The organism is uncultured Acetobacteroides sp. (assembly GCF_963667355.2).
Classification (GTDB): Bacteria; Bacteroidota; Bacteroidia; order Bacteroidales; family ZOR0009; genus Acetobacteroides.
Genome location: NZ_OY763328.2, coordinates 4,108,705 through 4,122,724, shown reverse-complemented (window position 1 = coordinate 4,122,724; position 14,020 = coordinate 4,108,705). Strand labels below are relative to the sequence as shown.

The 14,020-nt window shown below is 48.0% G+C and carries 14 protein-coding genes; 1 reads left to right on the top strand and 13 read right to left on the bottom strand.

Annotated features, from left to right (window positions below):
- Nucleotides 1–160 precede the first annotated feature (160 nt).
- The 8 genes from hisF to ACHZA1_RS16960 form a co-directional block, all read right to left on the bottom strand.
- Nucleotides 161–916 carry an imidazole glycerol phosphate synthase subunit HisF gene (gene hisF, locus ACHZA1_RS16995; RefSeq protein ID WP_320053056.1) on the bottom strand — a complete coding sequence of 252 codons (756 nt, stop codon included), beginning with the start codon at nt 914–916 and terminating at the stop codon, nt 161–163.
- A gap of 2 nt (nt 917–918) precedes the next feature.
- Complete coding sequence (hisA, locus tag ACHZA1_RS16990; RefSeq protein WP_320053055.1) at nt 919–1,635, bottom strand: 1-(5-phosphoribosyl)-5-[(5-phosphoribosylamino)methylideneamino]imidazole-4-carboxamide isomerase; 717 nt, start codon at nt 1,633–1,635, stop codon at nt 919–921.
- 5 nt (nt 1,636–1,640) lie between these two features.
- Entirely contained in the window at nt 1,641–2,225 is a 585-nt protein-coding gene (gene hisH, locus ACHZA1_RS16985; RefSeq protein ID WP_320053054.1) for an imidazole glycerol phosphate synthase subunit HisH, read from the bottom strand.
- Nucleotides 2,225–3,373 (bottom strand): bifunctional histidinol-phosphatase/imidazoleglycerol-phosphate dehydratase HisB, encoded by a 1,149-nt coding sequence (gene hisB / locus ACHZA1_RS16980; RefSeq protein WP_320053053.1) that lies wholly within the window; start codon nt 3,371–3,373, stop codon nt 2,225–2,227. Before hisB ends, hisH begins: the two co-directional genes overlap by 1 nt.
- A gap of 1 nt (nt 3,374) precedes the next feature.
- Nucleotides 3,375–4,412 carry a histidinol-phosphate transaminase gene (hisC, locus tag ACHZA1_RS16975; protein WP_320053052.1) on the bottom strand — a complete coding sequence of 346 codons (1,038 nt, stop codon included), beginning with the start codon at nt 4,410–4,412 and terminating at the stop codon, nt 3,375–3,377.
- A gap of 22 nt (nt 4,413–4,434) precedes the next feature.
- Nucleotides 4,435–5,730 carry a histidinol dehydrogenase gene (hisD, locus tag ACHZA1_RS16970; protein WP_320053051.1) on the bottom strand — a complete coding sequence of 432 codons (1,296 nt, stop codon included), beginning with the start codon at nt 5,728–5,730 and terminating at the stop codon, nt 4,435–4,437.
- Complete coding sequence (hisG, locus tag ACHZA1_RS16965) at nt 5,730–6,587, bottom strand: ATP phosphoribosyltransferase (RefSeq protein WP_320053050.1); 858 nt, start codon at nt 6,585–6,587, stop codon at nt 5,730–5,732. The genes hisD and hisG overlap by 1 nt, the downstream gene beginning before the upstream one ends.
- Nucleotides 6,588–6,828: 241 nt before the next feature.
- A complete protein-coding gene (locus ACHZA1_RS16960) occupies nt 6,829–7,386 on the bottom strand; it encodes an FKBP-type peptidyl-prolyl cis-trans isomerase (RefSeq protein ID WP_320053049.1) in 558 nt (185 codons plus the stop codon).
- Nucleotides 7,387–7,652: 266 nt separating this feature from the next.
- Here ACHZA1_RS16960 and ACHZA1_RS16955 point away from each other — a divergent pair, with 266 nt between their 5' ends.
- The gene (locus ACHZA1_RS16955; RefSeq protein ID WP_320053048.1) at nt 7,653–8,360 is read left to right on the top strand and encodes an SDR family oxidoreductase; all 708 of its coding nucleotides are present in this window, start codon (nt 7,653–7,655) and stop codon (nt 8,358–8,360) included.
- A 253-nt stretch (nt 8,361–8,613) separates the two neighbouring features.
- On the opposite strand, the gene buk is transcribed toward ACHZA1_RS16955, so the two are convergent.
- From buk to pta, 5 genes are all read right to left on the bottom strand, one after another.
- Nucleotides 8,614–9,687 carry a butyrate kinase gene (gene buk, locus ACHZA1_RS16950; protein ID WP_320053047.1) on the bottom strand — a complete coding sequence of 358 codons (1,074 nt, stop codon included), beginning with the start codon at nt 9,685–9,687 and terminating at the stop codon, nt 8,614–8,616.
- Between the two features lie 15 nt (nt 9,688–9,702).
- Nucleotides 9,703–10,614: a phosphate acyltransferase gene (locus ACHZA1_RS16945; RefSeq protein WP_320053046.1), complete on the bottom strand. Its 912-nt coding sequence runs from the start codon at nt 10,612–10,614 to the stop codon at nt 9,703–9,705.
- Nucleotides 10,615–10,631: 17 nt separating this feature from the next.
- The gene (locus ACHZA1_RS16940; RefSeq protein WP_320053045.1) at nt 10,632–11,537 is read right to left on the bottom strand and encodes a phosphate acyltransferase; all 906 of its coding nucleotides are present in this window, start codon (nt 11,535–11,537) and stop codon (nt 10,632–10,634) included.
- 138 nt (nt 11,538–11,675) lie between these two features.
- Complete coding sequence (locus ACHZA1_RS16935) at nt 11,676–12,884, bottom strand: acetate kinase (RefSeq protein ID WP_320053044.1); 1,209 nt, start codon at nt 12,882–12,884, stop codon at nt 11,676–11,678.
- A gap of 30 nt (nt 12,885–12,914) precedes the next feature.
- Nucleotides 12,915–13,916, bottom strand: coding sequence for a phosphate acetyltransferase (gene pta, locus ACHZA1_RS16930; RefSeq protein WP_320053043.1), 1,002 nt, complete (start codon nt 13,914–13,916; stop codon nt 12,915–12,917).
- Nucleotides 13,917–14,020: the final 104 nt, after the last annotated feature.

Sequence of the window (14,020 nt, the reverse complement as noted above, 5' to 3'; positions counted from 1 at the left end):
GAGTCCGCTGAAATTTATTTTGATTAAAAAAGATGTTAGACGTTAGATTTTAGAAACTATGTTATTTCGCCCTTTCAGCCTAGCCCTAGCAGGCTCTGCTTTATGATTACGCCCTTTCAGTGCTTGGATTAACTCCTTTAACTTCCGAATAACTTCTTCTTTAAATCCTCACCGTAACCCCTTTATCCTTCAGGAACTGCTTTAAACCCGGAATCCGAATCTCGCCAAAGTGGAAAACACCTGCTGCAAGCGCCGCATCAGCCTTACCCTTGGTAAAGGTGTCGTAGAAATCCATCATATTCCCAGCGCCTCCCGAGGCTATTACAGGAATTGAGAGCATATTGGAGAGTTCTGCAAGCGTTTCGTTGGCATAGCCTTCGTGAACGCCATCGTGATCCATAGAAGTAAAGAGTATTTCGCCAGCACCCAACTCCTGGGCACGTTTAGCCCACGAGAAGAGTTCAAAATCGGTAGGAATCCGACCTCCATTTAGGTGTACCACCCATTTACCCTCAATACACTTGGCATCGATAGCCACCACAACGCACTGGCTGCCGAACTTTGCCGCCAAATCGGCAATGAGCTGCGGATTGCGAACCGCTGCCGAGTTAATTGATACCTTATCTGCTCCGTTACGCAGCAGCAGCTGTACATCGTCCAACGTGCTAATGCCACCACCAACGGTAAACGGAATGTTTATGCGCTCGGCAATACGCTGCACCAGTTCAGCAAAGGTTTTACGCCCCTCGTGGGTGGCGGTAATATCGAGGAACACCAACTCGTCGGCACCCTCTTTGGCATACAGTTCAGCAAGATCAACAGGGTCGCCGGCATCGCGAAGGTTAAGAAAGTTGGTTCCCTTTACGGTTCTGCCATCCTTAATATCCAAGCATGGTATAATTCGTTTTGATAGCATTTCTACACCTCCTTTGCCAACTCGTTAATGTCAATTTTATTCTCGTAGATAGCCTTGCCAATAATAGCCCCCCAAAGCCCCATAGCCTTTAGCTGCCTTACCTCATCGATAGAGGTTACACCACCGCTGGCAACCAGCTTTATTCCGGGGAACTTGCTCAGCAAATCGCCGTAAAGCCCTACAGCGCTACCCAAAAGCATTCCATCCTTGCTTACATCAGTACAGATAAAACGCTTAGCGCCTTTATTCAGGTAGTCTGATATAAATTCTAACAATTCAATGCTTTCTACGTTTTGCCAACCGTTTACGGCAACCATGCCATTAATGGTATCAGCACCAATTATAACTTTCTCTGCACCCCATCGTTCGAGCCAATAGAGCACCTCAGTCTGGTTCTTTGCGGCAATACTTCCGGCAGTAATGGCAGCAGCCCCGGCATTAAGCGCCATCTCTACGCTAGTAGCATCGCGTAAACCTCCGCCATAGTCAACCACAAGCGATGTTTTAGCAGCAATTTGCTCCAACACGCCAAGGTTTACAGGCTTCCCCTGTTTGGCACCGTCAAGATCCACCAAATGAAGAAACTTAAAGCCTTTATCGGCAAACATCTGGGCTATTGCTAAAGGATTTTCGTTGTACACCTTCTTGGTGTCATATGCACCCTTTGTCAGCCTAACGCATTGCCCATTGATGATATCTATTGCGGGTATTATCCTCATCTTTTCTACAGTTTTAAGAAGTTGCTGAGCAATCGCTCACCCATTTCGCCACTTTTCTCGGGGTGAAACTGGCAACCAAAGAAGTTATCCTTCTCGAGCGATACACTAAATGGAAGAATATAGTTGCATACCGATGAAGTATTTACACAGCATTCGGCATAGTAGCTGTGCACAAAGTAGAAGTGCGATTCCTCGGGAATACCCTTAAAAATCAGACTTCCATTTGTCCTGATGCTGTTCCATCCCATGTGGGGAATCTTATCCTTAGCAGGGAACTTGTTTACAACCGTATCAAAAATGGCAAGCCCCTCGACATCGCCCTCCGCTGTTCTGGCACACATTAGCTGCATCCCAAGACAAATGCCTAAAATGGGTACGTTTAGTCCCTTTATTGCAGCATCCAACCCTTTACTTTTAAGGGCATCCATTGCAAACTCAGCATGCCCTACGCCCGGGAAAATAACCCGCTTAGCATTGCCTACAACATCTGCATCGCTACTAAGAATAGGCTTTACCCCCAATCGGTTTAACGCAAACTCTACCGATTTAACGTTACCCGCACCGTAATCTACAATCACCAAATCTGCCATTACACAACTCCTTTTGTTGATGGAATCTCGTTGCTAACCTTCGATATATCACGACGAATTGCGTCCTTAACCGCCTTTGCCAGTCCCTTAAAGATGCCCTCCGCAATGTGGTGCTCGTTTTCGCCCTGCGCACTGATGTGCAGGTTGCAGCGAGCCCCTTCGGCAAACGACTTAAAGAAGTGCTTTATAAGCTCTGTTGGCAGATCGCCAATCTTCTCGCGCTTAAAGTTTACGTTCCACTCCAAATCTGTTCTGCCTCCAAAATCGAGAAGGATTGAGGCGCTAGACTCATCCATAGGTAGACAGAAGGCGTATCTTTCTATTCCTGCTTTATTTCCCAAAGCCTTTGTAAATGCTTCGCCAAGGACAATTGCAGCATCTTCAACCGAATGGTGCTCATCTACATGCAAATCTCCCTTAACGGTTAACTTCAGGTCGATGCCGGAGTGCTTAGTAAAGAGCTCCAGCATGTGATTAAGAAAGCCGATACCTGTATCAATCGAAGCACGACCATTTCCGTCGAGGTTTAGCTCTAAGTCGATATCAGTCTCGTTGGTAGTGCGCTTTGCAGCAACTTTTCGCTGACCAAATCGAAGGAACTCGTAGATTTTCTCCCACGAAAGCGTCTCCAAGGCAACGTATTCGGCAAGAGCGTGCGCCTTGCTACTAATCTCATCTGATCCTAGATTCGAACCATCGTTTATCCAAATAGTTTTGCATCCGAGGTTCTTAGCCATTTCTACATCTGTAATCCTATCACCGATTACAAATGAATTCTCAATGTCATACTCACCCTCTAGGTACGAGGTTAGCATGCCAATACGAGGCTTACGATTGGGCGAATTCTCGCTAGGGAAGCTCCTGTCGATGTGAAATGCATCGAACTTTACACCTACCGATTCAAGAATTTCGAGCATAAGTCCTTGTACCTCATCAAATGCCTGCTGAGTATATGATGCAGTACCCAAGCCATCCTGATTGGTAACCATAACCAGCATGTAGTCCAACTCCTTGGCAATACGCGCCATCATCGAAATGGCATTGGGATAGAACTTCAGCTTAGCGATGCTATCAACCTGACAATCTTCGGGCTCTAGAATCAGCGTTCCATCCCTATCTACAAATAGTATCTTCTTCTTTTCTGCCATTCTACATGATGTATTGGGTAAGAGCACTAACTAACATCTCGTTCTCATCGGGAGTACCAACGGTTAAGCGGATACATCCTTCGCACCACTTTTCCTTCGATCTGTCGCGGGCTACAATGCCGCAATCGAGCAAAAACTGAAATACATTTGCCGTATCCTTAAACTTAACCAGCAAAAAGTTAGCATCCGATGGGTAAACCTTATCTACAATATCCAACTTCGAAAGTTCAGCACTCAGCCAATCGCGTTGCTCGACGATGATATCGACCTTTGCTCTGAAAGCCTCAGTGTCGTTAAGGCAGTTAAGCGCGACCTGCTGGCTGAGGATATTTACGTTGTATGGAGCTTTAACCTTATCCATAACCGCCAAAAGTTCCTTAGAACCGATGCCAACACCTACACGAGCACCCGCCAATCCCCACGCCTTCGAAAGTGTCTGCATTACGAAAACATTAGGATACCTATCTATAAGCGAAATGGCACTCTCCGATTTTGTAAAGTCAATGTAGGCTTCATCAACAACCACAAGACCATCAAAATTTGAGGCTAGTGTTTCTATAACATCAATTGGCACGAGGTTTCCGGTCGGATTATTGGGCGAGCAGACGAAAATTAGCCTTGTATTTTCGTCTACTGCGGCTAAAACAGCCTCCGCATCCACCGAAAAGTCTTCGCGCAAGAAAACCTTGGCTATTGCGACATCGTTTATCTCTGCCGAAACGGCATACATGCCGTAAGTCGACGGCATAACAATGGCGTTAGCCTTACCAGGATCGCAGGTAACCCGGTACAGAAGGTCTATAATTTCGTCGGAACCGTTACCTATGAAGACATTCTCGGACTTCACTCCTTTTATCTGGGCAAGACATGCCTTTAGCTCCCTTTGGTGCGGATCGGGGTACCTGTTTACACCTGTATTGAACGGGTTTTCGTTGGCATCTATCCACACGTTTGCCTCGCCCGAAAAGTCGTCGCGAGCCGAAGAGTAAGGTTTTAGCCTCTTAATATTTTCCCTTAATATGTTGTTCAAATTAAACATTTCAAAACGTTATTATTCAACATTAAACATTCCTGTTTTTCAGGTATTCGAGGCGAAGAGTTACCGCATTCTTGTGCCCGTTTAGTTTCTCCGTCTCTGCCATGATTTCGATGGTTGGACCAAGATTTTGTATGCCCTTCTCATCGATTTCCTGAAAGAAGATCTTCTTGGTAAAAGAATCTAACGATATCCCGCTGTATGCTCTTGCAAAGCCGTTGGTTGGCAAGGTGTGGTTAGTCCCCGAAGCATAGTCGCCTGCACTTTCGGGCGTATAGTTGCCTAGGAATACCGAACCCGCATTTACCACATTTAGGGCAAAATCGGCGTAGCTCTTTACCGATACGATTAAGTGCTCGGGAGCGTAAAGGTTAGCCACCTCTAGGGCTTCCTTTTCGTTTTTTACGGTAACAATTCTCGACTTTGCCAACGCTTTTTCGGCAATAGCCTTGCGGGGTAATACTGAAAGCTGCTGCTCCAACTCCTTTTCCACTTCTTTAAGATTGAGCCCATCGATCGCCACCAAAATAACCTGACTGTCCTGCCCGTGCTCGGCCTGCGAAAGCAAATCGGAAGCAACAAAACGGGGCACAGCAGTAGAATCGGCAACAACCATCACCTCCGATGGTCCGGCAGGCATATCGATGGCTACACCCTCCATAAAAGCCTGCATCTTTGCTGCGGTGACGTACTGGTTACCCGGACCGAATATCTTGTAAACCTTAGGCATCGATTGGGTTCCGTATGTCATGCCGGCAATAGCCTGAATGCCTCCTGCCTTAAAGATTTTGGTAACGCCCGATAGCTTTGCAGCGTAAAGGATTGCCGGATCTATGGTACCATCCTTACGAGGTGGCGTGCAGAGCACAATCTCCTTGCAGCCCGCAATCTTAGCAGGTACGGCAAGCATCAGCACCGAGGAGAACAGAGGCGCACTACCTCCGGGTATGTACAAGCCTATCTTTTCGATTCCAACCGTACGCTCCCAGCAGGTTACTCCGCCCATTGTTTCAACCTTACTGGTGCTTTTGCACTGGCTGCCATGGAACGTTTCTATATTTTGCTTGGCAACGGCAATCGCCTTTTTAAGCTCCTCGCCGACCAATCCATCAGCAGCGTCCAACTCCTGCTGCGACACCTGGATGGCATCAACCGTAACCCCATCGTAGTGGTAGGTGTACTTGCTGATAGCCTCGTCGCCCTTCCTTCTTACCTCATCAAAAATGATTCTTACGATTCTATCTAGCTCTTCCCTATCCATGGCGGGTCGGGCTATCTGCTGCTCAAAATCGGCAGCTTTGCTGTAGGCAATGGTCTTCATCAGATGATCATTTTTTCGATTGGGATAATGAGGATGCCTTGAGCACCAGCATTGCGAAGCTGGTCGATAATCTCCCAGAATTCGCTCTCGTCGATTACGGAGTGCAATGAGCTCCACCCCGATTCGGCAAGCGGGATTATGGAGGGGCTTTTCATCCCGGGAAGGATGCTGATAATCTCGTCAATCTTTTCGTTGGGGGCATTTAGAAGCACGTACTTCTTGTTCTTCGCCTCTAGCACTGCCTTAATTCGGAAGATCAGCTTTTCGAGAATCTGGCGCCCCTCTTGATCCAGAATTGGCGATGATGCCAGGCAGGCTTCCGAAGAGAAAAGCACCTCTACCTCCTTCAGCCCATTCGTGAAGAGGGTACTTCCGGAGCTGACAATGTCGCAAATGGCATCGGCAAGGCCAAGGTTGGGGGCTATCTCTACCGAACCCGATATCTCGTGAATTTCTGCATCGATATTGTTTTTGGAGAGAAATGCCTTTACGGTGTTGGGATACGAGGTTGCCAGTTTCTTGCCGTTTAAGTCGGTTTTTCCGCCATAGGATTGCCCCTTGGGAATGGCAATGGATACCCTACATTTCGAAAAGCCTAGCGAGAGCTCGTTGGTGATATGCTTCTCGGCTTCTATAAGGGTGTTTTCGCCCAGGATGGCAACGTCGGCAACCCCATCTTCCAAATACTGGGGGATGTCGGAGTTGCGAAGGTAAAGAACCTCGATTGGGAAATTGGAGCTTGGAACAATTAGGCTGCTTGATGAGCCATCGAGGCGGATGCCGCACTCTTTGAGCAGCTGTAACGAATCGTCTTTAAGACGTCCTGACTTCTGGATTGCAATTTTTAGCCTGCGCATGTGATGTAGTTTTTGTTGGTGATGCTCAGGGGGCCATTGCTATAAACAAAAAAACCAACCTGAACATCAGGTTGGTTTCTATTTTTTATGCTATTCTACATTAAAACATCAAACCCATACCCGATGGCATGCAGTAATGATGATGATGATGTAGCGTAAAAAGTCTCATTTCTTTGTTTTTTCGACGGTCGCAATGTAGAAACTAAATTGCTATTGGCAAAAATGTAATCTTTAAAAAAGGTTATTCGCAGCCGCAACCGCTTCCGCAACCTTCGCCAGTGCTGCAATCGCCTTCGCAACTGCACTCGCTTCCACAGCCATCTGCGTGTACGTGTCCGTGAGTTAGCTCCTCTTCGGTAGCTTCGCGAACGCCAACAACTTCGCCAGCGAAGTGAAGATCGGCACCAGCAAGCATGTGGTTGAAGTCCATAACTACAACCTCTTCCTTAACCTCAAGAACGGTACCCATCATGCGGTGGCCTTCGCCGTCCATCATAGGCACTTGGTTGCCAAGGGTAAGAAGCTCTGGGTCGATTTGTCCTTCAACCTCGAAGATGTTCTTAGGAAGCTCAACGATAGCCTCATCAACCTTTGGGCCGTAGGCGTCATCGCAGGGAAGCTGGAAGTTGAACTTATCGCCAATCTTTAGCCCGCTTACATTAGCCTCGAACTTTGGAAGAAGGTAGCCAGCGCCAAAAATAAATTCCATTGGCCTTTCAGCAGTAACAGTTTCGATTACGTTACCATCTACGGTTAGCTGGTAGGTTAGTGAAACAACAGCGTCTTTTGAAATATTCATCGATAAAAAATTAAATTTCAACAATAAAGGAAGGTTCCCCTTCCCAGAAAGTGCAAAACTAAACAAATAATATTATTCCTCGGTTCAGCCGTTAACTTTTATTTAGTGAAGCGACACGTAAATCATCATAAATTATTACCCGCGATTTTCGCGCAAATGGCTAAACAGCAAAGTCTATTGCCCATTTCTTTGATTGCTCAAAATAAAGAACGAACTTTAAACACTCCGACCGCTTCTTTGTATAAGAGAATAAAACATCCAACGCCATGAACATCGTAATTACAGGTGCGAGTAAAGGTATCGGCTTCGAAGCAGCCAAGCACCTTGCCGCCGCCGGCGACCACACCATTGTTGCCATCGCCCGAAACGAGGAGAACCTTAAGCAGCTCAAGAACGCCTGCCTGCACGAGAATATTAGGGCAAGGGTCTTCCCTATTCCGTTCGATTTGGGCGTGCTAAACGGCATAGAGGCGCTCCTCGTTAAGCAGATCCTCGCGGTTATCCCCAACGTTGATATCCTTATCAACAATGCGGGGGTGCTCGTAAACAGACCATTTGCCGATACCACTATCGAAGATATCCAGGAAACCATTAGCACCAACTACCTAGCCCCTTCGCTGCTGATAAAGGCGCTGCTGCCGCACCTCACCAGCGGCGCGCACGTGGTTAACATCGCCAGCATGGGCGGCTTCCAGGGAAGCGCTAAGTTCGCCGGGCTATCGGCCTACAGCGCGGCCAAGGGCGCCATTGCCATACTCACAGAGTGCCTGGCCGAGGAGTACAAGGGTAGCGGATTCCGCTTCAACTGCCTGGCCTTTGGGGCGGTGAATACCGAGATGTTCCAGCAGGCATTCCCCGGCCATACCGCACCGCTTGAGGCGGCCGATATGGGAAAATTTGTGGCCGACTTTGCGCTTAACCAGGCGAGGTACTTCAACGGAAAGGTTATTCCGGTGTCGTCGACAACGCCCTAGAAGAAAAGTAGGCTTAGAGGTTCGAAACCTCCAAAATAGTGACCGAAGAGCCGACTGAAAGCCCTGAAATCAAAAGAAATGGAACAAAAAAGTCGACTCGGAAGGTTGAAAACAAAGGATAATGGGCGATAAGCTTACTCGGAAGCCTGAATACAAAAAAATAGGGATGGCCGCAACTCCGTGAATACTCCCCACAAAAAAGCAAAGGTTGGCAACTTGCCAACCTTTTACCTAATATGTCTATCGAAGGATACTACTTATACTCCTTGGGGGTAATCTCGTTCTTCAGAACGAATAGCCCGTTCATGGCCAGCGCCGCCATTTCGTCTTCGCCGGGGTAAACCACAATAGGAGCGGCAAACGAAACCATATCCTTTACGTAGTCTACAATGTAGGGGTTGTGAGCCATACCTCCGGTAAGAATAATGCCATCCACCTTACCCTTCAGCACGCTAATCATGGTTCCAATCCACTTGCCAACGTTGTACGATAGCGCATCCTGGAGCAGCTTGGCATCGGCATCGCCCGCTACGGCTTTAGCCTCCAGCTCCTGCGCATCGTTGCTTCCGGTAAAGCCCACAAGGCCACCCTTTCCGTTGATGAGCTTACGTACCTCCTCGTAGGTGTACTTGCCGCTAAAGCAAAGCTTAGCCAGCTGTCCGGCAGGAAGCGTACCAGAGCGCTCGGGCGAGAAGGGGCCTTCGCCATCGAGCGCGTTGTTAACGTCGATAACGCGTCCCTTTTGGTGGGCGCCAACCGACACGCCGCCACCAAGGTGGGCAACAATCAGGTTAAGCTCCTCGTAGCTCTTGCCGATGCTATTGGCGTAGGTACGGGCAATAGCCTTTTGGTTAAGGGCGTGAAAAATGGAGATGCGGCTGAATAGCGGATGTCCGGCAAAGCGGGCAACAGGCTGTAGCTCGTCTACCACCACAGGATCGGCAATGTAGGCCTTTGCGCCAAGCTCCTTGGCGATATCGTCGGCAATTAGGCCGCCAAGGTTGCTGGCATGCTCGCCCATAACGCCCTTGCGCAAATCCGCCTTCATGGCCTCGTTCACCTCGTACACGCCCGATTCGATTGGCTTAAGCAGCCCGCCTCTACCCACAATTGCGGTGATGCTATTCAGCTCGATACCGGCATTGCCGAGCTCCTTTAGAATTACCTCCTTGCGGAACGAAAACTGGTCGGCAACCGTAGCAAAAGGCTTCAGCTCGTTGGCCGAGTGCTTGATATTTTTTAGAAAGATGTTCTCGTCGTTGGCATAAACAGCAATCTTGGTAGATGTAGATCCAGGATTGATGGCCAATATTTTATAGCATTCCATTGTTATGTTGTTTTATTAGTTTGCCATTAAGGATGCCGTTGCAATGCAGTAGAGCTTCGACTTAGCGCTCTCGCTGCGCGACATCATAATAACCGGCTTCGATGTTCCCTGAATAAAGCCTCCCAGCTCGCCGCCGGCAAAGAGCATTAGCCCCTTATAAAAGGAGTTGCACGCCTCGATACTGGGGAAGATGAGGATATCGGCCTCGCCGTTTACGGGCGTAGGCACACCTTTTATCTCAACGCTCTTCGGATCGCAGGCCAAAAAGACATCCAGCGGTCCGTCGATGGTGCAGCTGGGGAGCTGCCCCCGCCTTGCCATTTGGCAGATGGTTGCATCAACCATCGTGTTGGGGATTGCCTCGCTGGGCTTTTCGACGGCGCTCACGAGTGCCACCTTGGGGTTAACGATGCCAAATCGGTTGGCCATCGCCACCGCATAGCCAACCATGGCCACCTTCTGCTGCAGCGTTGGAAATGGGATAACGGCCGGATCGGATATGAAGAGCAGCTTGCTATATGCAGGAATTTGCAGCGCACAAACGTAGGTCATTACCGCCTTGGGCAGCAAAAGGCCATTCTCCTTGTCGAGAACGGCCTTCAGGAACTTGTCGGTACCAATAAGCCCCTTCATCACCATATCAACCTCGTTGGTGCGAGCCATACGAACGGCCTCCTTGGCAGCGGCAGCATCGTTAGGGATATTAATGATGGTAAACTTATCGGGATCGACACCTTCGAACCTCAGCTTCTCTACGATTTTTTGCTCATCGCCTATCATAAAAGCCTCGATTAGGCCTAAATCGGTTGCCTCCGATACGGCACCAATGGTGTTTTCATCTTCGGCAAGCACTACCGCCACACGGCTTTTCTTTCCGGTTGACTTCAGCGTCAATATCAGCTCATCAAGGCTTTTGATAGGGGTCATATATTTGATGTGGTTTATTACTTAGCAACTAGCGCAGCAAGCGCGATGGAGTATAACTTCGAAAGGGTCGAATCACCTCTCGACGATAGCACAGCGGGAGCTTTCGTTCCGCAAACAATAGCACCTAACTCGGCACCGCTAAATTTAGTGCATGTCTTGTAGAAGACATTCCCCGATTCAATATTGGGGAAGAGTAGGCAGTCGGCATCGCCGGCAACTTCGCCGCCAACCTTCTTAACCTTGGCAACTTCGGCATCAATAGCAACGTCTAGCGAGATAGGGCCATCAACAACCCCACCCCTTAGTTGTCCGCGCTCCGACATCTTTGCAAGAATAGAGGCCTCGATGCACGAAGGCATGCTTGGAAGCACCTTTTCCGATGCAGTAATTACAGCAACCTTTGGGCGTTCGATGCCCAACATCATTGCAACCTCAATCAGATAGTTGGCTATGGCTGTTTTCTGCTTTAAGTCTGGGGCAGGAATAACTGCAACATCGCTTATGATTAGCAGCTTGTGGTATGCAGGAATTTCCAGAACAGCAACATGGCTAAGCACTCCCTTAGGAGGAAGAAGCCCGTTTTCCTTGTTGAGGATGGCGCGCATGTAGTTGTCGGTGCTGCAAAGGCCTTTCATCAGGATATCGCCCTCGCCAGCATTAATAAGCTCAACTGCTTTGCGGGCAGCCTTCACCTCGTTCGCCTCCTGAACAATAACGAACTTGTTGGCATCGATACCTTCTTCGGCGCAAACCTTTAGAATGGTTTCCCTATCGCCAACCAGCGTACCATCTACCAATCCCTTTTCAATTGCCATATATACGGCCCCAATGGTGTGAGAGTCGTTTGCATAAGCAGCCACAATACGCTTCTTACTTCTAGTCTTAAGAAGCTCAAACATTTGTTCGAGTTTATTAATAGCCATAGCCCAAAAATTTACAATTATTACCGTTTCCGCTATTTCGCGTTTCAATTTCACACCAAAAGTAATGCATTTTATTACAAACAAAAAGGAGAAGCAAAATAATGCTTCTCCTTTTTCTATAAAAGTAACCTAGGAATTCTAGTTCTTAAGAATATTCATGGTGTCAGTAGCGATAACAAGTTCCTCGTTGGTGGTGCAAACCATCACCTTAACGCGAGAATTCTCCTTGGTAAGCACCTTATCCTGCCCGCGCACGCCACGATTGGCATCTGAGTCGAAGTGAACGCCCATAAAGGCTAGGTGCGATCCAATAAACTCACGAAGAGGGCTGTCGTTCTCACCTACACCACCGGTAAACACAATCAAATCTACCCCACCAAGAGTGGCAGCATACGATCCGATAAACTTAAGGATACGGTAGTAGTACATATCGATGGCTAGCTGGGCGCGCTCGTTACCTTCCTGAGCAGCAATATTCAGGTCGCGCATATCGGAGGTTAGCCCAGAGATACCTTTTACCCCACTCTGCTTGTTAACAAGGTCGTTGATTCCCTGAAGATCGAGTTTCTCCTTATCGGCTAAGTAAAGAAGAACACCAGCATCAACGCTTCCGCTTCGGGTTCCCATCATAAGACCATCTACAGGGGTGAATCCCATGGATGTATCCACCGATTTGCCATTGTTGATAGCGGTGATAGAGGCGCCATTACCAAGGTGACAGGTGATAATCTTGCTGGTGTTGAAGTTCATCCCTAGTATGCTACAAGCCTTTTGAGCTACGTACTTGTGGCTTGTTCCGTGAAATCCGTAGCGACGGATGCCATACTTTTGGTAGTACTCGTAAGGGATAGCGTACAGGTACGAGCAAGCGGGCATGGTTTGATGGAACGATGTATCGAAAACAGCAACCTGAGGAACACTTGGAAGAAGTGCCTCCATAGCCTCAATACCCTTCATGTTTGCAGGGTTGTGAAGTGGTGCTAGCTCGAAAAGGCTGGCAATACCTTCCTTAACCTTAGCATCGATTCGTACGCTGGTCTTAAAGAGCTCGCCACCATGCGCTACACGGTGTCCTACTGCTTCAATAGCTTTTATATCCTTTATTACCCCATGCTTTTCGTCAACAAGAGCCTTAAGGATTAGGTTAATCCCAACAACGTGGTCGTTAATGGGCTGAGTAATTGTATACTTCTCCTTACCTGCTGGTTTATGGGTAAGGACTCCGTCCTCTAACCCTATTCTTTCTACTAAACCTACTGCGAGTACGTCGTTATGCTTCTCGTCGATCATATCGAGGAGCTGGTACTTTACAGATGAGCTTCCGCAATTCAATACAAGTACAATCATTCTTTTATGTGTGTGTTATTATAGTAAAAACTATTTCCCTGCCGCCTGATTTGCTGTAATAGCAACTAGATTTACGATATCTTCTACCGAGCAGCCGCGCGATAGGTCGTTAATTGGTGCTGCCATGCCTTGAAGGACTGGTCCAATAGCCTCAGCCTTTGCCAAGCGCTGTACCAGCTTATAGGTAATGTTTCCGGTTTCGAGGGTTGGGAATACCAGCACGTTTGCATGTCCGGCAATCGGGCTTCCGGGAGCCTTACTTGCACCAACAGCCTCTACAATGGCGGCATCAGCCTGAAGTTCGCCATCAATTTGCATATCGGGAGCCATCTCCTTAGCAAGACGGGTAGCCTCAGCAACCTTGTCAACCATTTCGTGCTTAGCGCTTCCTTTAGTCGAGAAGCTTAGCATGGCGATTTTAGGCTCGAAACCTGCAATTGCGCGGGTGGTTTTACCGGTAGCAACGGCAATCTCGGCAAGCTCGCTGGCGGTTGGATTTGGGTGAACGGCACAATCGGCAAAAACCATGATGCCATCGTTGCCGTAATCCTTATCCTTAAGTATCATGATAAATGCACCAGAAACAACGCTAATCCCGGGCATTGTTTTTACATACTGAAATGCTGGACGAAGGACATCGCCAGTGGTGTTTGCAGCACCGGCCACTTCGCCATCGGCATCGCCACACTTTATCATCAGCGTTCCAAGGTATAGAGGATTAAGAATAAGCTTTTCGGCCTGCTCCTTTGTTAGCCCCTTGCTTTGGCGAATCTCCAGCATTACCCGTACGTACTCGTCCTTCTTGGGGTTATTGTTTGGGTCTATAATCTCTGCTTTAGAGATGTTCTTAAGGCCATTCTCTGCCGCCAGCTTTGAGATTTCCTGTGGATTTCCGATTAAAATTGGCTTGGCAATCCCCTCTTCGATGAGGATATCTGCGGCCTTTAGGGTTCTTACTTCAGTACCTTCTGGAAGGACAATTCGCTTACCATGCTTCTTGGCATTGCCCTTTATTTTCTGGATTAAATCCATTGTTTTACTGATGATTTATGATGTTAACAAATTGATTCTCAAAATTAGATTAAATATCCTACCAACTAGCATATTTAACGTTATTTTTCACCTCCGTAAAATAC